The sequence below is a fragment of the Kitasatospora sp. NPDC056783 genome (assembly GCF_042789895.1).
Lineage (GTDB): Bacteria > Actinomycetota > Actinomycetes > Streptomycetales > Streptomycetaceae > Kitasatospora.
The window spans coordinates 11,385-33,963 of sequence record NZ_JBHUAF010000014.1; the positions used below are offsets into that span (position 1 = coordinate 11,385).

Here is a 22,579-nt window from a genome sequence, read left to right on the forward strand (position 1 = left end):
TTGGATCATGACTTTCTCGCCCTTCGCCGTGCCCCGCGAACGCATCGCGATCACCGGTATCGGCTGCCGCCTGCCGGGACACGCCAACGACCACCGGACCTTCTGGCGCAACCTGATCGAGGGCCGGGACTGTCTCACCGACACGCCCGCCGACCGCTACGACACCGGCACCCTGGGCAGCAGGGACCGGGCCAAGCCGGGGCGGCTGATCGGAGGCCGGGGCGGCTACATCGACGGCTTCGACACCTTCGACCCGGACTTCTTCGGGATCAGCCCGCGCGAGGCCGAACACATGGACCCGCAGCAGCGCAAGCTCCTGGAGGTCAGCTGGGAGGCCCTGGAGGACGGCGGGCTGCGACCCGACGAACTGGCGGGCCGGGAGGTCGGCGTCTACATGGGCGCCTTCACGCTCGACTGGAAGATCCTCCAGTTCGCCGACCTCGACTTCTCCACCATCGCCGCGCACACCGCCACCGGCACCATGATGACGATGGTGTCCAACCGGATCTCGCACTGCTTCGACTTCCGCGGGCCCAGCGTGTCGATCGACACCGCGTGCAGCTCCTCGCTGGTCGCGGTCCACCTCGCCTGCCAGAGCCTGCTCCGCGGCGAGACCGAACTCGCCCTGGCCGGGGGCGCGTTGCTGCACATGACGCCGCAGTACACGATCGCCGAGACCAAGGGCGGCTTCCTCTCCGCGGACGGCCGCTCACGCGCCTTCGACGCCTCCGCCGACGGCTACGTCCGGGCCGAGGGCGTCGGCGTGGTCGTGCTCAAGCGGCTGTCCGACGCGCTGCGCGACGGGGACCCGGTGCACGCCGTCATCCTGGGCAGCGGCGTCAACCAGGACGGCCGCACCAACGGCATCACCGTCCCGAGCGCGGACGCCCAGGTCACCCTGATCGAGCGGGTCTGCGCCGAGGCCGGGGTGGTGCCCGGCAGCCTCCAGTACGTCGAGGCGCACGGGACCTCCACCCCGGTCGGCGACCCGATCGAGGCGGCGGCCCTCGGCCGGGTGCTCGGCGTCGGCCGCCGCTCCGGGGACCGCTGCTACGTCGGCTCGGTCAAGACCAACATCGGGCACACCGAGGCGGCGGCCGGCGTCGCCGGGCTGATCAAGACGGTGCTCGCGCTCAAGCACCGCCGCATCCCGCCGCACCTCAACCTGGAGCGGCCCAACCCCGGCATCGACCTGGACGCGCTGCCCTTCGAGATCCCGACCGTGCCGACGGTCTGGCCCGAGCACCGCGGGCCCGCCCGCGCGGGCGTCAACTCCTTCGGCTTCGGCGGCACCAACGCCCACGTCCTGCTGGAGGAGCCGCCGCGGCCCGAGCCCGCCCCGCCGACGGCCGAGCCGGCCCGCACGGTGCTGCCGCTGAGCACCAGGGACGCCGCCGGACTGCCCGAACTGGCCGCCGCCGTACGGAAGGAGCTCACCGGCGGGATGTCCCTGGCCGACCTCGGCCACACCCTGGCGCACCGCCGCCAGCACCTGCCCGAGCGGCTCGCCGTGGTCTACTCCACCCGCCGGGACCTGGACGAGGCACTGGCCGCGTACGAGCGCGGCGAGGAGCACCCGCGGGTCGTCCAGGGCCGCGCCCGGGAGCGCCGACAGCGGCGCCTGGCCTGGGTGTTCACCGGCATGGGCCCGCAGTGGTGGGGGATGGGCCGGGGGCTGTACGAGCACGAGCCGGCCTACCGGGAGGCCGTGCAGGCCGTCGACCGGGAGATCCGCGAGCAGGCCGGCTGGTCGCTGCTGACCGAACTGGACCGCGGCGAAGCGGACTCCCGGATGGCCGAGACCTGGCTCGCCCAGCCCGCCAACTTCGCCGTCCAGGTGGGACTTTCGGCACTCTGGCGGAGCCACGGCCTGCGCCCCGACGCGGTGGTCGGGCACAGCACCGGCGAGGTCGCCGCCTTCCACGAGGCCGGGGTGTACGACCTCGCCGACGCCGTCCGGGTGGTGCTCGCCCGCAGCCGCCTCCAGCAGCGCCTGGCCGGCACCGGCAGCATGCTCGCCGTCGGCCTGCCGGAGGCGGAGGCCGAGCGCCGGATCCGTCCCTACCGCGACCGGATCTCGCTCGGCGCGATCAACAGCCCCTCCGCCGTGACCCTGGCCGGGGACACCGAGGCGCTGGGCGAACTGGCCGAGGAACTGCGGCAGCAGGGCGTCTTCGCCCGGCCGCTGGACGTCGAAGTCCCCTACCACAGCGTGCGGATGGACCCGATCCGGGACGAGCTGGTCGCCGCGCTCGCCGCCCTCAAGCCGCAGGAGGCGCGGCTGCCGCTCTACCTGACCGCCCGCGAAGGGCTCGCCCGCGGGCCGGAGCTGGACGGCGAGTACTGGTGGCAGAACGTCCGCAACCCGGTGCGCTTCCGGGCCGCCGTCGAGCGGATGGCCGAGGACGGCCACACACTGTTCCTGGAACTCGGCCCGCACCCGGTGCTCGGCCACGCGATCCGCGAGTGCGCCGAGCGGACGCACACCCTGCCGTCGATCCGCCGGCAGCAGGACGAGCCCGAGCGCCTCGCCCGCAGCCTGGCCGAACTCCACACCCTCGGCGTCCGGTTGAGCTGGGACGCGCTGCACCCGGCCGGCCGGCCGGTACCGCTGCCGGCCTACCCGTGGCGGCGCGACCGCTACTGGGTGGAGCCCAAGGCGGTCGAACAGGTCCGCCTCGGGCGGCTCGACCACCCGCTGCTCGGCCGCCGCACCGCGAGCGCCCAGCCCGGCTGGACCGGCACCCTCGACCCCGAGCGGCTGCCCTACCTGAGCGACCACCGGATCGAGGGCCAGGTGGTCTTCCCGGCCGCCGGGTACCTGGAGATGGCCGCCCAGGCCGTCCGCACCCTGACCGGCGGCACCGAGGTGACGCTGGCCGAGATCGAGCTCAACCGGGCCCTGTTCCTCTCCGAGACCGAACCCGTCCCGGTCCAGCTCGGCTACGCGCCCGAGGACGCCCGTTTCACCGTCGCCTCCGCCCCGGCGGCCGGCGAGCCCGCCGTGCACGCCGCCGGCCGGGTCCGCACCGGCCAGCGCCGCTCCTACGGCCCCGCGCCGGACCTGGACGCGCTGCGTGCCCGGGGCCGGCACCTCGACGGCCCGGACTGCTACCGGCGACTGGCCGAACTCGGCTACGACTACGGCCCCGCCTTCCGGACCATCGCCGAGGTCTGGGCCGGCCCCGGCGAGGCGCTCGCCCACCTCCGGCCGAGCGGGGGACTCGGCCCGGACGCGGCCGCCCACCACCTGCACCCGGTCCTGCTGGACGGCTGCTTCCAGGCCCTGCTCACCACCCGGCTGCACACCCCCGAGGGCGGCAGCGTCCGGCTGCCCGTCTCGATCGAGGAGGTCCGGCTCGACGAGATCGGCGACCGCCCGCTCTGGGTGCACGCCACCGTCACCCGGGACAGCGGCGAGGAACTCGTCGGCGACCTCGCGCTCTTCTCCGAGGACGGCACCCCGGTCGGCAAGGTCACCGGCTTCCGGGTCGCCGACGTCGCCCAGGCCCCGGCCTCCGTCGCACTGGCCACCATCGACGGCTGGCTCACCGAGGTCGCCTGGGTGGCCGCGCCCGAGCCCGCCACCGACGAGACCCCCGGCGACCTGCTGCTCTTCGCCGACGAGGGCGGCCTCGCCGAACGGCTGGCCGCCCTGGCCACCACCCGCGGCACCCGCTGCCACCTCGTCCGGCCCGGCACCGCGTACCGGCACGGCGAGGACCACTCGACCGTACGGCCCGACTCCGCCGAGGACGTCCGACGACTGTTCGCCGACCTCGACCCGGGCTTCGGCACCGTCGTCCACCTCTGGAACCTCGACCTGCCCGCCCTGGAAACCGCCACCGCCGAGCGGCTCGGCCCGCTCGCCACCCTCGGCGCCTACTCGCTGATCGCCCTCGCCCAGGCCCTGCCCGCCGCCCGCCCGGACGGCCGGCTGCACATCGTCACCCGGGGCACCCAGCCCGCCGCCCCCGGCGACCGGGTCGAACCGCTCGGCGCCCCCGCCTGGGGCGTCGGACGGGTGCTGTGGCAGCAGGAGCTGGTCGCCCAGCGCGGCACCCTGATCGACCTCGACCCGGCCGTCGACACCGCCGCCCAGGCCGAGGCGCTGCTCGCCGAACTCGCCGCCGGGGACGAGCAGGAGATCGCCCTGCGCGACGGCGCCCGGCTCACCAGCCGGCTGCGGCAGGCCGAGGGCCTCACCCGGCCGCTGCCGCCCGTGCTGCGACCCGACGGCAGCTACCTCGTCACCGGGGCCTTCGGAGCCCTCGGACGGCTGCTCTGCCGCACCCTCGTGCGGCGCGGCGCCCGCCGGCTGATCCTGGTCGGCCGCACCGCCCTGCCCGAGCGCTCCCGATGGGCGGACGCCGACCCGGACGGCCCCGTCGGCGAGCGGATCGCCTTCCTGCGCGAACTCCAGGCGCTCGGCGCCGAACCGCTGCTCGCCCCGGTGGACGTCACCGACGAGAGCGCCCTCGCCGACTGGCTCGCCGACTACCGCCGGCGCCAGCGCCCGCCGATCCGCGGCGTCTTCCACCTCGCCGGTCAGGTCAAGGACACCCTGCTGGCCCAGATGGACCGGCCCGCCTTCGACGCCGGCTACGCCCCCAAGGTGGTCGGCGGCCACCTGCTGCACCGGCTGCTGCGCGACGAACCGCTCGACCACTTCGTGCTGTTCGCCTCCGTTGCCTCGCTGCTCACCACCGCCGGGCAGACCAACTACGCGGCCGGCAACGCCTTCCTGGACGCCCTCGCCCACCACCGGCGGGCCGACGGCCTGCCCGGGCTCAGCCTCGACTGGGGCCCCTGGGCCACCGGCATGATCGAGGAGCTGGGCCTGGTCGCCCACTACCGCGACGCCCGCGGCATGAGCTCGCTGCCGCCGGACGCCGGGACGGCCGTCCTGGAGCGCGTCCTCGGCCAGGACCGCGCCCAGCTGCTGGTGGCCACCGTGGTCGACTGGCCGACCTTCCTCGCCTGGTACCCGGCGCCGCCGTCGCTGGTCGCCGAGCTGGCGGCGAACGCCGCCGAACAGGCCCCCGCCGAGACCGGCGGCTTCCTGGACGCCTACCGCGCGGCAGGCCCGCAGGCCCGCCGGGAGCTGGTCGCCGAGCGGTTCACCGCCGCCGCCGCGGCCGTGCTGCGGATCGCGGCCGAGCGGATCGACGCGCAGACCAGGCTCGGCGCGCACGGCCTGGACTCGCTGCTCGCGATGGAGTTGCGCGCCCGGGTCCACGGCGAACTGGGCGTCGCCCTGCCGGTGGTGGCCCTGCTCAGCAACGGCACCGTCGGCGACCTGGTCGACCTGCTCACCGAGGGCCTGGCCGATCGGCTCGCCGACGGCGGCCCGGCCGAGGCCGAGGTGGAGCTGTACACCGACGAGTCCCGCTACCCGCTCACCCACAACCAGCAGGCGCTCTGGTTCCTGCGCCTGCTGCACCCGGACGGCTTCGCGTACAACATCGGCGGCGCCGTCGAGGTGCGCGCGGAGCTCGACCCCGAGCTGATGTTCGCGGCCTTCCGCTTCCTGGTCGCCCGGCACCCCGAGCTGCGCGCCGCGTTCACCGCCGAGGAGGGCCGCCCGGTCCAGCTGATCCGCGAGGACGCCGAGGCCGACACCGGGCTGTTCGACGTCGAGGGCCGGCCGTGGGAGGAGATCCACGACCTGATCGTCCGCGAGTACCGGCGGCCGTACGACCTCGCCGGGGACCCGCTGGTGCGGCTGCGGCTGTTCCGGCGCGGGCCGGACCGCTGGGTGCTGATGAAGGCCGTCCACCACATCGTCTCGGACGCGATCTCCACCTTCACCTTCATCGAGGAGCTCTTCGAGGTCTACGAGGCGCTGCGCCAGGGCCGCGCCCCGGAACTGCCCCCGGTGCCCGCCCGCTACCTGGACTTCCTCAACCACCAGAACCGCTTCCTGGCCGGGCCCGAGGCCCGCCGGATGCTGGACTACTGGCGCGGGCACCTGCCGGCCGAGATGCCGGTGCTGGCACTGCCCACCGACAAGCCGCGCCCGGCCGTGCAGACCCACAACGGGGCCTCCGAGTTCTTCCGGCTGGACGAGGAGCTCACCGCCAGGGTCCACGAGTTGGCCCGCGCGAACGGCGCCACCCCGTTCATGGTGCTGCTCAGTGCCTACTACCTGCTGCTGCACCGATGGTCCGGCCAGCCGGACATCGTGGTCGGCAGCCCGGTCACCGGCCGCACCCAGGAGGAGTTCGGCTCCGTCTACGGCTACTTCGTCAACCCGCTGCCGCTGCACGTGAGTCTGGCCGGGGAGCCGACCGTGGCCGAGCTGCTGGCCCGGGTGCGGGCGAGCGTGCTCGGCGGCCTCGACAACCAGGAGTACCCCTTCCCGCTGCTGGTCGAGCAGTTGGGACTCCAGCACGACCCGAGCCGCTCCGCGGTGTTCCAGGCGATGTTCATCCTGCTCACCCACAAGGTCGCCGTGGAGCGCTTCGGCTACCGCCTGGAGTACATCGAACTCCCCGAGGAGGAAGGACAGTTCGACCTCACGCTGTCCGCCTACGAGGACCGTGCGGACGGCTGCTTCCACTGCGTCTTCAAGTACAACTCCGACCTCTTCGAGCCCGCCACCGTCCAGCGGCTCGCCGCGCACTACCGCAACCTGCTCGACGCCATGACCCGCGCCGCCGAGGCCGAGCCGGTCGGACGGCTGCGGATGCTGGGCGAGGCCGAGCGCCGGGAGATCCTCACCGGCTTCAGCGGCGCCGGACGCCGGGTCGAGCACGACGTCCCGGTGCCGGAGCTGATCGCCAAGGCCGCCGCCGAGCGGCCGGAGGCCGTCGCGGTGGTCGCGCCCGGCCGGGACGGGACCCGCCGGACGACCTACGGCGAACTGGACCGGCGCTCCCACCGCACCGCCCTACGGCTGCGCGAACTCGGCGTCGGCGAGGGCTCGGTGGTCGCGGTCTGCCTGGACAAGTCACCCGAGCTGATCACCACCCTGCTGGCGATCTGGCGGGCAGGCGCCGCCTACCTGCCGCTCGACCCCGGCCACCCGGCCGACCGGCTCGCCCACCAGGTGGCCGACGTCGGGGCCGCGCTGGTGGTGGTCGACCAGCGGCGCCCGCTCGCGGCCGACCTGCCCGCCGAGCCGGTCACCCTGGAGGAACTGGACCGGCCCGCCGGGACGACCCCGTCGCTGCCCGCCGCCGACCCGGACCGCGCCGCCTACGTGATCCACACCTCCGGCTCCACCGGCCGTCCGAAGGGGGTCCGGGTCGACCACCGCAACCTGGCCGCCGTCACCGCCGGCTGGCGCACCGAGTACCGGCTGGACACCGAGGTCCGGGTGCACCTCCAGATGGCCGGCACCGCCTTCGACGTCTTCTCCGGCGACCTCGCCCGGGCGCTCAGCACCGGAGGCACCCTCGTCCTGGTCGACCGCGAACTGCTCTTCGACACCGCCCGGCTGTACCGGGTGATGCGCGAGGAGGCCGTGGACGGCGGCGAGTTCGTGCCCGCCGTGGCCCGCGCGCTGCTGGCGCACTGCGAGCGCGACGGCCTGACGCTGGACTTCCTGCGGCTGCTGATCGTCGGCTCCGACTCCTGGAAGGCCGCCGAACACCAGCGGCTGCGCGCCCTGTGCGGCCCGCAGACCCGGCTGGTCAACTCCTACGGGCTGACCGAGGCCAGCGTCGACAGCACCTACTACGAGGGCGCGGCCGAGCGGCTGGAGCCCGGCCGGATGGTGCCGATCGGCCGGCCGTTCCCGAACAGCGCGGTGTACGTCCTCGACCCCTACGGCGAGCCCGTCCCGGTGGGCGTGCCCGGCGAGCTGTGGATCGGCGGCGCGGGAGTCGCGGCCGGCTACCCCAACGACCCGGACCAGACCGCCCGGCGCTTCGTCACCCGGGAACTGGACGGCACGACCGTCCGGCTCTACCGCACCGGCGACCTCGGCCACTGGGACACCGCCGGCACCGTGCACCTGCTCGGCCGGATCGACAACCAGGTCAAGGTCCGCGGCCACCGGATCGAGCTGGGCGAGATCGAGGCCCACCTCACCGCCCGCCCGGAACTCGCCCAGGCCTGCGTGACCGTCCGCCCGGACGCCCGGGGCGAGGCCGCGCTCGCCGCCTACGTGGTGCCGGCCGAGGGCACCGTGCTGGACCGCCGGGAGCTGCGCCGCCACCTGGCCGAGCACCTGCCCACCGTGATGATCCCCTCCTACCTCACCGAGCTGCCCGCCCTGCCGCTCACCCCGAACGGCAAGGTGGACGTCGCGGCGCTGCCCGAGCCGAAGGCCGACACGGCCGGGGCCCAGCACGAACCGCCGGTCACCCTCTACGAGACCAGGGTCGCCGAGCACTGGCGGAACCTGCTCGGCCTGGACGAGGTCGGCCTCCAGCACGACTTCTTCGAACTCGGCGGCAGCTCGATCCGGCTCATCGAGCTGATCCACCACCTCCAGACCGAGTTCAACATCAGCATCCCGGTCGGCCTGCTGTTCAAGGTCACCACCCTGCACGGCATGGCCCGCACCGTCGAGCAGATCATCACCGGCGAGGTGGCCGGCGGCGAGCCCCACCTCTGGTTCAACCCCGAAGCGCCCGAGGACCGCACGGTCTTCTGCTTCCCGCCGGCCGGCGGGCACGGACTGGTCTACCGGCAGCTCGCCGCGCACCTGCCGGAGCGGCGGATCGCCTCCTTCAACTACCTGACAGGCGACGACAAGACCGCCCGCTACGCGGACCTGGTCGAGCGGCTGCACCCCGACGGGCCGTACGTGCTGCTCGGCTACTCGCTCGGCGGCAACCTGGCCTACGAGGTGGCCAAGGAACTGGAGCGGCGCGGGCGCACCGTCGACTCGGTGCTCCTGGTGGACGCCTACCGGGTCACCGAGGCGTTCGACCTCGGCGACGAGCACCTGGCCGCCTTCGAACGCGAACTGCACGAGCACCTGCACCGCCACACCGGCTCGCGGATCGTCGCCCAGGAGACCCTCGAACAGGCCAGGGACTACCTGGAGTTCAGCAGCAGGACGCCCAACACCGGAACGGTGAGGGCCCAGCTGGACGTGGTCTGCGAACGCGAGCGGCTCTCCGTCCACGTGGGCGGCGAGCCGGGCTCCTGGCACGGAGCCTCCACCACCGGCACCGCGGTGTACGTCGGCCACGGCGCCCACGCCGAGATGCTCGACGGGGACTTCGCCGCCCGCAACGCCGAACTGGCGGGCGCCATCCTGGCCGGGGGAGCAGCCGATGGCCGCGGCTGACCGGGGACCGGACTGGTCCACCAGGGAGCGGGCCCCCGGCGGCCCGCCCCGGGTCATCGTGATCGGGGCCGGCCTGGCCGGCCTCGCCACCGGCTGCTACGCCCAGATGAGCGGGCTGGAGACCCGGATCTTCGAGAAGCACGTCATGCCGGGCGGCTGCTGCGCCGCGTGGTCCCGGCACGGCTACCTGTTCGACTACTGCATCGACTGGCTGATCGGCACCGCCGAGGGCACCGGAGCGCACCAGGTGTGGAGCGAACTCGGCGCCCTGGACGGCAAGTCGGTGACGCTCTTCGAGACCTTCAACCGGGTCGTCGACGAACACGGCCGGGCCGTCACCTTCTACGGCGACCCGGACCGGCTGGAGGCCCACCTGCTGGCCCTCTCGCCCGGGGACGCCAAGCCGATCCGGGCCTTCTGCCGGGACCTGCGGCGCTTCGCCGCGATCGACCTGCCCTGGGACCTCACCCCGCCGCCGCTGCGCACCACGGCGGAACGGCTGCGCACCCTGCGTGCCGTCCTGCCCGCGTTCCGGCTGTTCTGGCGCACCGCGACCACACCGATGAGCGGTTTCGCCGAGCGCTTCCAGGACCCGCTGCTGCGGCGGGCCTTCCCCAACATGTTCCTCCAGGAGCCGGCCGGCTTCCCGCTGCTGCCGTACCTGTACACCCTGTCCGCCGCGCACAACGGCAACGCGGGCTTCCCGCAGGGTGGTTCGCTCGGGCTGGCCCGCTCGGTCGAGGAGCGCTACACCTCGCTCGGCGGGGTGATCGGCTACCGCTGCCGGGCCGAGCGGGTGCTGATCGAGGACGGCCGCGCGATCGGGGTGGAACTCCGGGACGGCTCACGGCACTTCGCGGACCACGTGGTGGCCGCCTGCGACGGTCCGACGGTGCTCGACCGGCTGCTGGAGGGCCGCTACTCCAGCCCTTCCACCGAGCGGCTGTACGGCGAACTGCTGGACAAGCCGGGCAACCTGTACCCGGCCGTGGTGTCCGCCTTCGTCGGCGTCGACGGCCCGCTGCCCGAGGGCGAGCCGCACGCCACCACCTACCTGCTGGCGCCCGAGGACGGCGAACGGCTGCCCGGCTCGCTCCAGCACAGCCTGGTGGTGCAGCTGCGCTCCGACTACGCGGACGGCTTCGCGCCGCCCGGCAAGTCGGTGCTGCACTGCACCTACTTCAGCGACTACCGCTCCTGGAAGGACCTGCGCACCACCGACCGCCGGGCCTACCGGGCGCGCAAGCAGGAAGTCGCCGCGTTCGTCCGGGAGTTCCTGGAGCGGACCTACCCGGGGCTCGGCCGGCGGATCGAACTCGTCGACGTCGCCTCGCCGGTGACCACCGAGCGGTTCACCGGCAACACCTACGGCAGCATCCTCGCCTGGCAGGCCTTCTCCGAGGCCGAGGACGCCGCCAACCGGCTGGTCAACCGGGAACGGATGCGGCTGCCAGGGCTGAGCGGCTTCTCGATGGCGGGCCAGTGGACCTCGCTCGGCGGGCTGATCCGGGCCGCCACCAGCGGGCGGTTCGCCGCGCAGTACCTCTGCCACGAGCTGGGACGGCCGTTCCGGGCCTGGCCCAGCGAGAACCAGGAACCCTGGCACCCGGGCAAGTGGGGCCGGCTGCCGCAACTCGACCGGGCCACCGTGGGAGCGCCTGAATGACCACCAGTGAGAGCGTCGGCCGGCAGAGCATGGTCATCATCGGCGGGGGGCTCGGCGGCCTGTCCACCGGCTGCTTCGCGCGGATGAACGGCTACCGCACCCGGATCCTGGAGATGCACGAGATCCCCGGCGGCTGCTGCACCGGCTGGGACCGCGGCGAGTTCACCTTCGACTGCTGCATCAGCTGGCTGCTGGGCAGCGGGCCGGGCAACGAGATGCACCAGATCTGGCTCGAACTCGGCGCGCTGCAGGGCAAGCGGGTGCGCAACTTCGACGTGTTCAACGTGGTGCGCGCCCGGGACGGCCGGGCGGTCTACTTCTACTCCGACCCGGACCGGCTGGAGGCGCACCTGCTGGAGCTCGCCCCGGAGGACGCCCGGCAGATCCGGAGGTTCTGCGCCGGGCTGCGCAAGTTCCGCCTGGCACTGGCCCGTTACCCCTTCCTCAAGCCGGTCGGGCTGATGGGGCGGTGGGAGCGGACACGGATGCTCGCCTCCTTCCTGCCGTACTTCAACGTGATCCGGCGCTCGATCACGGTGCTGATGAGCGACTACTCGACGCGGTTCAGGAGCCCGCTGCTGCGCGAGGCGTTCAACTTCATCCTGTACGAGAAGCACCCCAACTTCCCGGTGCTGCCCAACTACTTCCAGCTCGCCTGCCACGCCGGGCAGTCGGCCGGGGTGCCGGAGGGCGGCTCGCTGGGGCTGGCCCGGTCGATCGAGCAGCGCTACCTGCGGCTGGGCGGCGAGATCAGCTACAACACCAAGGTGAGCGAGATCCTGGTCGAGGACGACCGGGCGGTGGGGGTGCGGCTGAGCGACGGCCAGGAGGTGCGGGCGGACATCGTGGTGGCCGCCTGCGACGGCCGGACCACCATGATGGACCTGCTCAAGGGCCGCTACCTGAGCGACACCTACCGGCGGCTGTACACCCAGACCATCACCGAGCCGGGCATGGTCTTCCCCGGCTACGTGACCGTCTTCCTCGGTCTGCGCCGGCCCTTCCCGGCCGGGGACCCGTGCACCACCCACCTGCTGGAGGACGAGGTCGCCGCGCGGCTCACCGGCATCCGGCACCCGAGCATCAACGTCCAGTTCCGCAGCCGCCACTACCCGGAGCTGTCGCCGGCCGACACCACCGTGGTGTACGCCAGTTACTTCTGCGACATCGCGCCCTGGCGCGAGCTGAGCACCGGACCGGAACAGTCGGCCCGGATGCGGCGCGGCGAGGAACTGCACACCCTGCCGGTCGGCCGGGGGCGGGAGTACCAGCGGGAGAAGCGCCGGGTGCGCGACACCATCGTCGACTACCTGGACGTCCGGCACCCCGGGCTCCGGGAGGCGGTGGCGGTCAAGGACGTCTCCACCCCGCTCACCCAGGTCCGCTACACCGGCAACTACGACGGCAGCGTGCTGGGCTGGCAGCCGTTCGTGGAGGGCGGCGAGACGCTGGAGGAGGAGGTCAAACGCAACGGCCCGGGGCTGCCCGGCCTCGCGAACTTCTACCAGTCCGGGGTCTGGGCGACCACCGGCGGGCTGATCCGCGCGGCGGCGGCCGGCCGGCACGTGGTCCAGTTCATCTGCCGGGACGACGGCAAGCCCTTCACCGCGGCGGTGGACGACAGCGCCCCGCCGCCCACCCTGCTCATCGACCGGGTCGGCCCCGCCGACCGACAGTTTGGAGTGACCTCGTGAGGATCGAGAAGTGGGTCGTCCAGGAGCACGCGGACGGCGTGCCGGACATCGGGAAGGTGTACCGGAAGGTCGTGGAGGAGGTGGACGTCCGGCTCGCGGCCGACGAGATGCTGCTGCGCACCCGGTACGTCTCGGTGGACCCGTACCTCCAGGGCATCGCGCTGGACACCCCGATCGGGGACCACATGGGCGCGGACTCGATCATGGAGGTGGTGGAGGCCGGGCCGGACGCGCGCTTCGCGGTCGGCGACCTGGTGCAGGGCTTCGGCGGCTGGCGCACCCATGTGATCAGCGACGGCGAGCCCAGCCTCTGGCAGACCGGCACCTTCCCGATGGTCTTCCCGGCCTACCGGAAGCTGGACCCGGCCGACTACGACGAGGACCTGCCGCTGTCCACCGCGCTCGGCATCCTGGGCGGGCCCGGGATGACGGCCTGGGGGACGGTCGAGAAGTTCCTGGACGTGCGGCCCGACTCGACGGTGCTGGTCAGCGGGGCCTCCGGGGCGGTCGGTTCGCTGGTCGGCCAGCTGGCCAAGCAGCGGGGCGCGCGGGTGATCGGCACCACGGCGACGCCGGAGAAGGCCGAGTGGCTGCGGCGGCTCGGCTTCGACGCGGTGCTGCCGTACCGTGACGGTGACGCTCCGGAGGAGGTGGAGAAGCAACTGGCCGAGCTGGCGCCGGAGGGCATCGACCGCTACTTCGACAGCCTGGGCGGGGCGCTGACGGACGTGGTGTTCCGGAAGCTCGCGGTGGACAGCCGGGTGGCGGTCTGCTGGCAGTGGGGGAGCCAGGTCGGCGGCGACTGGGTCGGGCCGCGGCTGCTGCCGATGATCATGTTCCCGCGCGCCACGATCCGCGGCATCTTCTCGCTGGAGTGGTTCACGGAGGAGAACTGGGCGGCGCTGCGGCGGGACCTCGGGCCGTTGGTCCGCAGCGGGGAGCTGCTGCACCGGGAGACCGTCCACCAGGGCTTCGACAGCATCCCGGAGGCCTACCGGGGCCTGTACCTGGACCGTTCGGCGAGCCGGGGGAAGGTGCTGGTCGAGCTCTGAGCGGTGCGGAGGGCCCTTCGGTGGTGTTCCGAAGGGCCCTCCGTCGTACGTCAGTTGAGGGTGAACCAGGTGCTGCGGGACTTCTTCCACTCGGGGTGGGTGAGGTCCTTGGCGGCGGTGGAGTCGCCGTAGAGGTCGGCGGAGCCGTCGTCGGTGATCAGCTGGGCGCGGGCGCCGGGGGCGTTCAGGTCCGGGACGTCCGCAATGGCCTCCCAGGCGCCGTAGTCGCTGGTCGGCAGGTCGATCAGCTTGGTGGGCCGGGAGCCCGCCTGGCCGTCCCAGCGGTAGAGCGCGTACGGGGCGGAGTTGTCCTCGGCGGCCCAGGAGCCGGCCGAGATCAGGTACTGGCCGAGGTCGTTGCGGCGGATGTCGCGGATGGAGAGGCCGCCGAGGTCCAGCTCGATCGGGTCGCCGAAGGTCGCGTGCGCTCCCGAACCGTTCAGCAGGGACGGGAAGTTGGTGACCGGGACGAGCAGCGCCCGGCCGCCGGTGACCGCCGGGGTGAGCGGCGCGCGGAAGCCGATGTAGGCGGTGCTGGTGCTGCCGGGGGCGAACTCCAGGCCCTCGACGTTGAACCCGTCGATCTGCTTGGGCACCTGGCCGTCGGCGGCGCCGGCCGCGAAGCCGTAGCGCTTGCCGTGGGCGTTGTCCCAGGTGATCAGGTCGTCGCGCAGGCCCTTGTACGAACCGGCCAGGGAGAGCTGGGTGTTGGCGCCGGAACCGGTGACGGTGGTGGCGAAGACGGTGTGCCGGTCGGGCTTGATCACACCGTCCTTGTTGTTGCCGAGCGAGCCCGTCCAGTAGATGGTGTTGCCGACCCGGGTGGCGGCCTCGATGTCGATCTCCTTGGAGACGCCCAGGGCCGAGCTGAAGTCCCAGGTGCGGACCGGCGCACCGGAGTTGTCGCGGTCGTACAGGCGCAGGGTGTTGGACTCGTCGTCGCCGACCACGATGTAGCCGCCGCCCGCGTCCACGGCGGCCGAGGCGTCGCTGGAGCCGGTCAGGTAGCGGCTGGCGGCGGAGAACTGGACGGCGGGGGAGGCGGCGTAGTGCAGCGTGCCGGTGGCGCTCTTGCCGCCGAGGCCGGTGACCTTGATGGTGAGGTCGGCGTAGCCGACGCCCTGGGCGGCGACCGCCAGGGTGCGGCTGCCGCCGGTGCCGGTCACCGTGACGTCGCCGGTGCGGGCCACGGCGGTGCGGGTGGTGGCGGAGGCGGCGACGGTCAGCGCCGAGGCGTCGGCGCCGGACTGGGCGACCGTGACGGTCACGGTCGGGTCGCCGGTGGCGCCGACCGCGCCGGACAGGTAGCCGGCCGAGAAGGTGATCGTCGGGGTGCCGTACGCGGCCGCATTGGCCGGGAGGGCCGGCAGGGCGAGCACGGGCACCGTCGCGACGGCGACGGCCAGTGGCAGGAGGCGGCGGAGGGAACGCGACACGGTGGCTACCCTTCGGCAGGCGTGGGGGAGTTGACGGAGGATTGTCAGCCTGCTGGCGCCCGGCGAACACCGGCCCTACGGGGACCTGACGAGGAGGGGCGGTCGGGCGAACAGCAGGCCTCCGCGGGGTGGCCCGGCCGGAGGCCGGCAGATTCCGGGGTGTCGCTCCCGGTTCGTGCTCGCGGTTCGTGCTCCCCGCTCCTGCTTCCGGCGGGGGCGGTCAGCCCTGGCGGATCGCGGAGATGTCGAACTCCAGGACGATCTTGTCGCCTACCAGGACGCCGCCGCCCTCAAGGGCCGCGTTCCAGGTGACGCCGTACTCCTTGCGGCTGATGGTGACCGAGCCCTCCAGGCCCACCCGCTGGTTGTTGTACGGGTCGACGGCGTTGCCGGTGTACTCGAAGTCGATGGTGACCGGGCGGGTGGTGTCCTTGATGGTGAGGTCACCGGTGACCCGGTACTCGCTGCCGGACTTCGGCTCCACCGAGGTGGTGCGGAAGGTGATGTCGGGGAAGTTGGGAGCGTCCAGGAAGTCGTTGGTGCGCAGGTGCTGGTCGCGCTGCTCCACGCCGGTGTCGATGCTCTCGGACTTGATCACGACCTGGGCGGTGGAGCGGGACGGGTCCTCGCCGTCCAGGTGGGCGGTGCCCTCGAACTGCTGGAACGCGCCGCGGACCTTGGTGACCATGGCGTGGCGGGCGACGAAGCCGATCCGGGTGTGGGTGGGGTCGAGGACGTAGTCGCCGGTGAGGTCGGCGAGGTTGGCGGTCATGATCGGCGTGCCTCCTGGTGGCGGGTCTCGGGCCTTCGGCATCGGGCCTCGGTCCGGGGTGGTCGGGCGGTCCCCGGACCACGCTAGGGGCAGTTCCGGCGGGCCGCGCGCCGGATTGGTCGGGACGGGCGCGCGCCGGGCCCCGGTGGTGGGGCCCGGCGGCGGTCGGCGGCGTGGCCGGGTGGCGCGGCTCGCCGGTGCGGCTGGGTGGTGGGCGCCGGGCGGTCGGGTTCAGTGGTGGGGGTTCAGTGGTGGGGGCTCAGCGGTGGCTGGGGAACTGCACCACCTGCTGGTAGGTCGGCCGGTTCTGCCAGGTGGTCTTCGCGTCGGTCACGCCGCCCAGCGGGCGCTGGATGATCGTGTCGGCGCACCACTGGTCGCCGGCCGCGCAGTCCGCGTCACCCGGGTAGACCTGGGCGGGGGTCCGGGCGGCGGCCTGCTTCAGGGTGTTCAGCAGGACGCTCCGGCAGGCCGTGAGGTCGCCTCCGCCGCAGAACGGGCGGGCCAGTGGACCGGCCACCTGGTCTCCGAGGACGGCCCGCAGGTCCTTGTCCAGGTAGCTCCACCAGCCGTACTGGAAGGCCGAACCCTTGTGCGGGATGGCCTCGTTGGCGCTGACCGGGCCGCCGGAGGGGCCGGTCTGGCCGCCCGAGGGGGACTCGTTGATCTGGAGGGCGCCGGTCAGCGCGCCGAACAGCTGGTCGCCGAGGCCCGGCCGCATGACGCCGTCGGCGACCAGTGGCCACCAGGCGTCCATCACCCGGATCGCGGTGGCGTCCGCGTAGCCGTGGCTCCCCGGTGAAGTCTCCTTCCGCTGGGCGCCGTTGGCCAGCCAGGCCTCCAGCTGTTGCAGGGCGGTGAGGGTGGCCTGGTCGGTCACCGGCGCGCCGCGCAGCACCCGGATCAGGTCGGGCAGCACGTCCTCGGCCCGCAGGTCGGCCAGGGCGGCGCTCTCCATCGCCTGGGTGAGCGAGACCCGGCTGACCTTCCCGCCGTCGCGGAGCAGGGACTTGACCCGGTCGTCCAGCAGGTTGCCGCGGTGCACCGAACCGTTGCCGAAACCGGCCGAGGTGTAGCCGTCGGCCTGCTTGTTGTTCCAGGAGACGAAGTAGTCCTGGTTGACGGACTGCGGGTGCTCGGCCGCCGGGGTGTACCGGGCGGTGTTCGCGGTGGGGTCGAAGTCGGCCCACTCGTAGGCCGGTTGGGCCAGGACGGGCAGACCGTCGTCCACCCCGGGGGCGCGGACCGGGTTGCTGCCGGAGTTGTAGTACGCGATGTCGCGCGAGTCGGCGTAGAACCAGTTGAACGTGTAGTTGATGTCCTGTGCCGCCCGTTGGAAGCCGGCCGCGTCGTGCACCGCGCCCGGGTCGTTCAACTCCTGGAAGCCGATGATGGACTCGGCCTCGTGCCGGTAGGTGGAACGCAGCGAGGTGAAGGCGACGGGAGAGCCGCCGACCGTGCCCCGGGCGGACACCAGGCCGTACTTCGAGCGGTACATCACCAGGGTGTAGGAGCCGGCCGGGGTGGAGTCGCCGGTGGTCGGCTTCCACGCGTTCTTGCGTTCCAGCCGGTCGAAGGGCAGGCACTGACCGTGCCAGAGGTAGGAGTTGGCGGCGGTGGTGACCGGGGAGCCGTCGGTGGTGCAGAGCGGCACGGCGTAGGTGTCGGTGATGTCCTGCCCGGCGGAGGTGGCGCTCCAGGCGTAGTCCTGGCCGCGGCCGAGCTGCACGTAGAAGCTCAGGCCGGCGAAGGCGGCGCCGCGTGCGCTGATCCCGGGGCCCTGGATCTCCTCCAGCATCAGCAACTGCGGGGCGAAGTAGCCGGTCTGCGGGCCGAACACGGCCACCGGATGGCCGTCGTCGGTGCGCGCGCCGGAGACCAGCAGGGCGTTGGACATGCCGTGCTTGGCGCTCAGCAGGTTGCCGGGCAGGACGCCGGGCGCGGTGGCGGCCGCGGAGTTCGCGGAGCCGGTGGCGTCGTAGACCACCCGTTCGGGCAGCACCGATCCGGGGTCGGGCAGCGCCTCGCCCTGGGGGTGGTCCGGGACGGTCGCGTACGGGAAGCGCTGTCCGTCGTGCAGGGTCTGGACGGCTTCCGGGTCGTCGGCCTCGCGCAGGGACTTCCAGACCGCGTCCCCGGCGTCCTTGCCGTACCGGGCCTCGGCGGCCGACTTGACCTGGGCGGAGGACAGTTCGTTGCCGCCGCCGGAGCCGAACAGCGCGCCGACCACGGAGGCGAGGGCGACCAGGTCGGTCAGCTTGAACGGCTCGATCGATCCGGCGTTGGTGATCGGGTCGATGTGCCCGGTCAGGTCGTACTCGCCGGGGAAGGTGCGGGCGTTGTAGGACTCCTTGGCGTACTGGTTGACGCCGTCGAGGTAGGCGGTGGCGTCGGCGAGCGCCTGGGTGGCCCGGCCGCCGCGGGCCGAGATGGCGTCGATCTGCTGTTGCAGCTCGGCCTCGGTGTACGGCGCGGCCTGCCAGAAGCTCTGCTCCAGCTGACGGTTGGCCGCGGCGCCGCCCGCGAAGCCGGACAGCTGGCCGCGGCCGACGTGCCGGAAGAGGTCCATCACCCAGAGCCGGTCCTGGGCGGCGGCGTAGCCCGCGCCGAACTCGGTGCCGTACCGGGTGGTGCCGGTGATGTGGGGGACGCCGGTGGCCTTGTCGCGGACGATGGTGACGTCCGGGCGAGGGCTGGTGCTGCTGGCGACCTGGTCGGCGGGGACGCCGAAGGAGGCGTCGTTGAAGAAGTCGCGCAGCTTGGCCTCGGTCAGGCCGGGATAGCCGGAGGCGAGGGCGGCGTAGGGGCCGAGCTGGTCGTCGGTGTGGGCGGGGCGGGTGCCGAAGGCCCGGTTGAGGAGGATCTCGGCGAGGGTGGCGTTGCCGTTCTCGCCGGGCGGAAGGATGTCGGCGCAGTGGCCGCCGCAGTGGTCGGTGGCCGTGACCGTCGTCGCGGGGGTGGGTGCGGCGGTGGCGGTGGGGGTGAGGGCTGCGGTGACGAGCAGGGCCGAGGCGAGGGCGGCGGCCGGGAGTCGGAGGGATCGGGGGCAGGGGCGTTGGCGTGGACGCAAGGCGGACTCCTCCGTCGAGGTCGCGGAGAGTCGACGGTAGGGGCGCTACTGGACGGTTGGCTAGTGGCGTGCATGCCATTTCCCGTCCGGCGGCGCGGAGTCGGGGCCGGCGGTGCGTCATCTCCGCCGGCCGGAGTGACCGCTGGGGGTCGGTCTTCGACGCGGCGCGGGAAAGGGGCGGCGCCGCACCCGCCGGGCTCAGTCCGGCAGGTGCAGCGCCGAGTCGGCGGGCCCCTGGGCGAAGCGGGTGAAGCGGACCTGGAGGCCGGCGCGTTCGGGGGAGCAGCAGAACGGGCCGGCGGTGGCCGCCGCCTCGGGGTCGAGTGGGGCGAGGCGGAGGAGGCGCCAGGGGGCGTCCTCGCAGCGGGCGCGGACGGTCACCGCGTCGTCGGTGCGGCTGGCACGGATGGTGACGGCGCGGCCGTGCCAGTCGGGGACCGGGGCGAGGGACCAGTCGGAGACCTCCCGGGTGACCACCGCTCCGAGGTGTGGAAGGCCGTCGCTCATCTCCACACCGGCCTTGATCCACGTCCGGGGGTCGACCCGGATCAGCAGGCCGGCCTGGTCGTAGAGGGCGGCGAAGTCGGCGACGAACGTGACCTCGGTGGCGCTGCCCGGCGGGAAGCCGGCCAGCAGGGCGTGTCCGTCGTCGCGGACGAAGCCGTAGCCGGTGGTGCGCCAGAAGTCGCTGCGGTCCCGGGCGGTGACCAGGAGGTCGGTGCCGTTGGTCCGGGCGTCCTCGGGCTCGTTGAGCCAGCTTCCCTCGTGCCAGGGGATGTCGCGGGGCGGGCGCATGCGGTCATCCTTTCATCGGCTTGCTGAAACTTGCCGAAAATTTCCGAAAGGATATCCGGATCGCCCGCCCCGGTGACGGGGGCCGGGTCAGGGCTTGAGCACCAGGCGGATCGGGTTGCCCTCCTTGTGCTCCAGCGCCTGGACCGCGCGGGCGGCCTCGGCCAGCGGGAAGGTGCCGCTCACCGAGCGGGAGAACTCCAGCCGGCCGCCGCGGACCAGGTTGACCAGGTCGACGACGTCCTCGCCCTCGGAGCCGTAGTGGCCGCGGATCTCCTGGCGCAGGTAGCTCATCCGGGTGCCGTTGGTGACGGTCAGCGGCTTGTCGGTGAGGCCGACCAGGACCAGGCGGCCGTTCTTGCCGAGAGTGGCCATGGCCTGCTCGCGCACCGGGGCGACCCCGGCGAAGTCGAAGGCCACGGACAGCGGGCGGCCGTCGGTGGCCTTGAGCAGCTGCCCGGCGAAGCCGGGGTCGGCCGGGTCGAGGGCGGCGTCGGCGCCGAAGGCCAGGGCGCGCTCGCGGGCGGCCGGCAGCGGGTCGACGGCGACGATCGGGAAGGCGCCGATCGCCCGCAGCAACTGCACGCCGTGGGCGCCCAGGCCGCCGACGCCCCAGACGCCGACCGCCTCGGCCGGGCGCACGGCGCCGGTGGCGGTGATGGCGGCCCAGGGGGTGGAGACCGCGTCGGGGATGAAGCAGGCCTGGTCGAAGGGGAGCTCGTCCGGGATCGGCACCAGCGTGGTGACGGTGGCGAGCGCGTACTCGGCCCAGCCGCCGTCGTAGTCCACGCCGCGGGTGTACACGACGCCGTCGCGGGTCTCGCCGGCCTGGAGCAGCACCCGGTCGCCGACGGCCGCGGTGGTCACGCCCTCGCCGAGGGTGTGCACGGTACCCGCGACCTCGTGGCCGAGGGTGACCTTGTCGCCCTTGAGGTAGAGGGGCTTGAGCATGCCCTCGATGAGGTGGACGTCCGAGAGGCAGACGCCGGCGGCCTCGACCTTGATCAGTACCTCGCCCGGGCCGGGCACCGGGACGGGGACCTCCTCGACGGCGAAGGCGCCCTTGGAGACGTCGAGCCGGCCGGCGAGCATCGTGGCGGTCATCGGGGACTTCCCTTCTCGCGGGGGCGGCGGGTCGGGGGAGTGCCCGCCGCTCCGGAAGTTACTTGTTATCCAACAAGCAAGTTCGACACTAGCATGGTGTTATGTCTACGCACGATGAGGGACGAGCCGGCGGTGCCGGGACGCTTCGTGAGACGCCGGCGCGCCGGACCCAGGCCGAACGGCGGGCCCGGGCCGAGTCGGCGCTGATCGCCGCCGCCGCCCGGCTGATCGCCGAGCACGGCAGCACCGGGGTCACCCTCGCCAAGGTCGGGGAGGCGGCGGGCTTCAGCCGGGGCCTGGCCACCCACTACTTCGGCTCGAAGGGCGCGCTGCTGGCCCGGCTCCAGGAGGCGGCGCTGGCGGAGGCGATGGCGGCGGCCGCGCCGGAGCGCAGCGGGGCGGGTGCGGTGGACGAGCTGTGCGGCTTCGCGCGCGGGTGCCTGGAAGGGGTGCGCAACCCGACCGATCTGGGCCGGGCCTTCGTGGTGCTGGGCGCCGAGGCGCTCGCCGGAGCCTCGGAACTGACCGCCGCGGTGGCGGAACTGGACGCCCGGACCAGGGAGTGGACGGCCGAGGTGGTCGGTCAGGGGCAGCGGGACGGGGAACTGCGCCCCGGCGTGGACCCGGCGGCCTTCGCACTGGCCTTCGTCGGGCTGCTCAAGGGATTGGTGGTGCAGGCCGCGGCGGCTCCCGCGGCCTTCGACGTGGGGGTGGCGGTCGCGGAGTCCGGGCGCTGGATCCGCCTGGCGCTCACGGCGGGCTGAGCGCGCGGGGTGGGCTGAGCGTTCTGGGTGCCGTCAGGCCCGTCGGGTCGGCGTGCCGCGGCGGGCGGGCGGGGCTATCCGCACCCGTTCGGTGGCGGGTGCCTCCTCCAGGTCGTCCAGTTGGGCGAGGACGGTGGCGCGCAGGTCGTCGTCGTCCTCGAAGTGGTGGTCGTTGAAGAGGGTGTAGCCCGACCACATCAGGTTGGCGCACACCCGGGCCGGAACCCGGCCCGTCCGGGCGCCCATGCCGACCAGTGCGACCGACCGGATGCTGCCCGGCTCCAGGCCGTTCTGCCGGTGGACGGCCTGGAACGCGGCCGCGCAGGCCAGGGCGACGTTCAAGGTCTCGCTGACGTTCTCCGAGGACGTCTCCATGGTCGGGGCCGAGATCAGGAACCTGGGGTTGACGGCGCCGGACGGGACGCAGACCGCGCTGCCGACCGGGAGGTGCCCGGCGTGCCGCTCGCGGATCGCCTTCCGGACCCGCAGCTGGATGCCCGCGCCCAGGTGGCGCTTGACCGCCGCGTCCGTCCCGCCGTCCATCCGGCCGAGGGAGTTGGTGGGGCTGACCCAGGCGTCGGCCTTCGCGGTGAGCAGGGAGGCGTGCCGGATCTCGACGCCGGGGGTGTCGGCGAAGGCGGCCCGCCAGGACGCCACGACGGTCGCGTTGAGGTCGGTCAGCACCACCGTGAGGGGTGCCTGGGCGCGGTCCGTGGTCATGCTGGGCTCCTGTCGGTCGAGGGGAAGGCGGGGCGGAGGGCCGGGTGGCCCCGGACACCCGGTCCTTGCCGGCACCGACGAAGCTAGCGCCCGGCACTGACAATCCGTCCGATCGCGGCCACCCGCGCTCGGCCGCGGTCCACGGCCGGCCGGAGCGGCCCGGACCGGCGGCCCGGATTGTCAGACCCGGCTGGTAGGACTGTGCCGTCCGCCAGGGGAGCTGACGGATCATCACCGCCCGTTCGTCTGTCATTCGTACGGT

The 22,579-nt window shown here is 73.4% G+C and carries 11 protein-coding genes; 5 read left to right on the forward strand and 6 right to left on the reverse strand.

The features are described from left to right. The first annotated feature begins 7 nt into the window (after window positions 1-7). The 4 genes from ACFRMQ_RS04415 to ACFRMQ_RS04430 are packed head-to-tail and all read left to right on the forward strand — an operon-like array spanning window position 8 to window position 13,659. Window positions 8-9,247, forward strand: coding sequence for an amino acid adenylation domain-containing protein (locus tag ACFRMQ_RS04415; protein ID WP_380726793.1), 9,240 nt, complete (start codon window positions 8-10; stop codon window positions 9,245-9,247). Beyond that, window positions 9,234-10,913 carry a phytoene desaturase family protein gene (locus ACFRMQ_RS04420; RefSeq protein ID WP_380726795.1) on the forward strand — a complete coding sequence of 560 codons (1,680 nt, stop codon included), beginning with the start codon at window positions 9,234-9,236 and terminating at the stop codon, window positions 10,911-10,913. Before ACFRMQ_RS04415 ends, ACFRMQ_RS04420 begins: the two co-directional genes overlap by 14 nt. Before the next feature lie 29 nt (window positions 10,914-10,942). After that, entirely contained in the window at window positions 10,943-12,607 is a 1,665-nt protein-coding gene (locus ACFRMQ_RS04425; protein WP_380726833.1) for a phytoene desaturase family protein, read from the forward strand. Then, a complete protein-coding gene (locus ACFRMQ_RS04430) occupies window positions 12,604-13,659 on the forward strand; it encodes a zinc-binding dehydrogenase (RefSeq protein ID WP_380726797.1) in 1,056 nt (351 codons plus the stop codon). The genes ACFRMQ_RS04425 and ACFRMQ_RS04430 overlap by 4 nt, the downstream gene beginning before the upstream one ends. Before the next feature lie 50 nt (window positions 13,660-13,709). On the opposite strand, the gene ACFRMQ_RS04435 is transcribed toward ACFRMQ_RS04430, so the two are convergent. The 5 genes from ACFRMQ_RS04435 to ACFRMQ_RS04455 all read right to left on the reverse strand — a co-directional run bounded on the left by ACFRMQ_RS04435 (window position 13,710) and on the right by ACFRMQ_RS04455 (window position 20,833). Further along, window positions 13,710-15,044 (reverse strand): hypothetical protein, encoded by a 1,335-nt coding sequence (locus ACFRMQ_RS04435; RefSeq protein WP_380726835.1) that lies wholly within the window; start codon window positions 15,042-15,044, stop codon window positions 13,710-13,712. Window positions 15,045-15,315: 271 nt separating this feature from the next. Next, complete coding sequence (locus tag ACFRMQ_RS04440; protein ID WP_380726799.1) at window positions 15,316-15,867, reverse strand: YceI family protein; 552 nt, start codon at window positions 15,865-15,867, stop codon at window positions 15,316-15,318. A 259-nt stretch (window positions 15,868-16,126) separates the two neighbouring features. After that, window positions 16,127-18,937 (reverse strand): penicillin acylase family protein, encoded by a 2,811-nt coding sequence (locus tag ACFRMQ_RS04445; protein WP_380726801.1) that lies wholly within the window; start codon window positions 18,935-18,937, stop codon window positions 16,127-16,129. Between the two features lie 198 nt (window positions 18,938-19,135). Then, window positions 19,136-19,732 carry a DUF1349 domain-containing protein gene (locus tag ACFRMQ_RS04450; protein ID WP_380726803.1) on the reverse strand — a complete coding sequence of 199 codons (597 nt, stop codon included), beginning with the start codon at window positions 19,730-19,732 and terminating at the stop codon, window positions 19,136-19,138. Between the two features lie 87 nt (window positions 19,733-19,819). Further along, the gene (locus tag ACFRMQ_RS04455; RefSeq protein ID WP_380726805.1) at window positions 19,820-20,833 is read right to left on the reverse strand and encodes a zinc-binding dehydrogenase; all 1,014 of its coding nucleotides are present in this window, start codon (window positions 20,831-20,833) and stop codon (window positions 19,820-19,822) included. A 101-nt stretch (window positions 20,834-20,934) separates the two neighbouring features. On the opposite strand from ACFRMQ_RS04455, the gene ACFRMQ_RS04460 reads away from it, so the two are divergent. Next, complete coding sequence (locus ACFRMQ_RS04460) at window positions 20,935-21,597, forward strand: TetR/AcrR family transcriptional regulator (protein ID WP_380726807.1); 663 nt, start codon at window positions 20,935-20,937, stop codon at window positions 21,595-21,597. Window positions 21,598-21,630: 33 nt separating this feature from the next. On the opposite strand, the gene ACFRMQ_RS04465 is transcribed toward ACFRMQ_RS04460, so the two are convergent. Continuing rightward, on the reverse strand, window positions 21,631-22,317 hold the full coding sequence (locus tag ACFRMQ_RS04465; protein ID WP_380726809.1) for a macro domain-containing protein: 687 nt from the start codon (window positions 22,315-22,317) through the stop codon (window positions 21,631-21,633). Window positions 22,318-22,579 lie beyond the last annotated feature (262 nt).

Excerpts from the sequence above, each read along its gene's own strand:
- ACFRMQ_RS04425 (WP_380726833.1), top strand. The coding sequence starts at position 10,943 with ATGGTCATCATCGGCGGGGGGCTCGGCGGCCTGTCCACCGGCTGCTTC.
- ACFRMQ_RS04455 (WP_380726805.1), bottom strand. The coding sequence starts at position 20,833 with ATGACCGCCACGATGCTCGCCGGCCGGCTCGACGTCTCCAAGGGCGCC.
- ACFRMQ_RS04415 (WP_380726793.1), top strand. The coding sequence starts at position 8 with ATGACTTTCTCGCCCTTCGCCGTGCCCCGCGAACGCATCGCGATCACC.
- ACFRMQ_RS04465 (WP_380726809.1), bottom strand. The coding sequence starts at position 22,317 with ATGACCACGGACCGCGCCCAGGCACCCCTCACGGTGGTGCTGACCGAC.
- ACFRMQ_RS04420 (WP_380726795.1), top strand. The coding sequence starts at position 9,234 with ATGGCCGCGGCTGACCGGGGACCGGACTGGTCCACCAGGGAGCGGGCC.
- ACFRMQ_RS04450 (WP_380726803.1), bottom strand. The coding sequence starts at position 19,732 with ATGCGCCCGCCCCGCGACATCCCCTGGCACGAGGGAAGCTGGCTCAAC.
- ACFRMQ_RS04460 (WP_380726807.1), top strand. The coding sequence starts at position 20,935 with ATGTCTACGCACGATGAGGGACGAGCCGGCGGTGCCGGGACGCTTCGT.
- ACFRMQ_RS04440 (WP_380726799.1), bottom strand. The coding sequence starts at position 15,867 with ATGACCGCCAACCTCGCCGACCTCACCGGCGACTACGTCCTCGACCCC.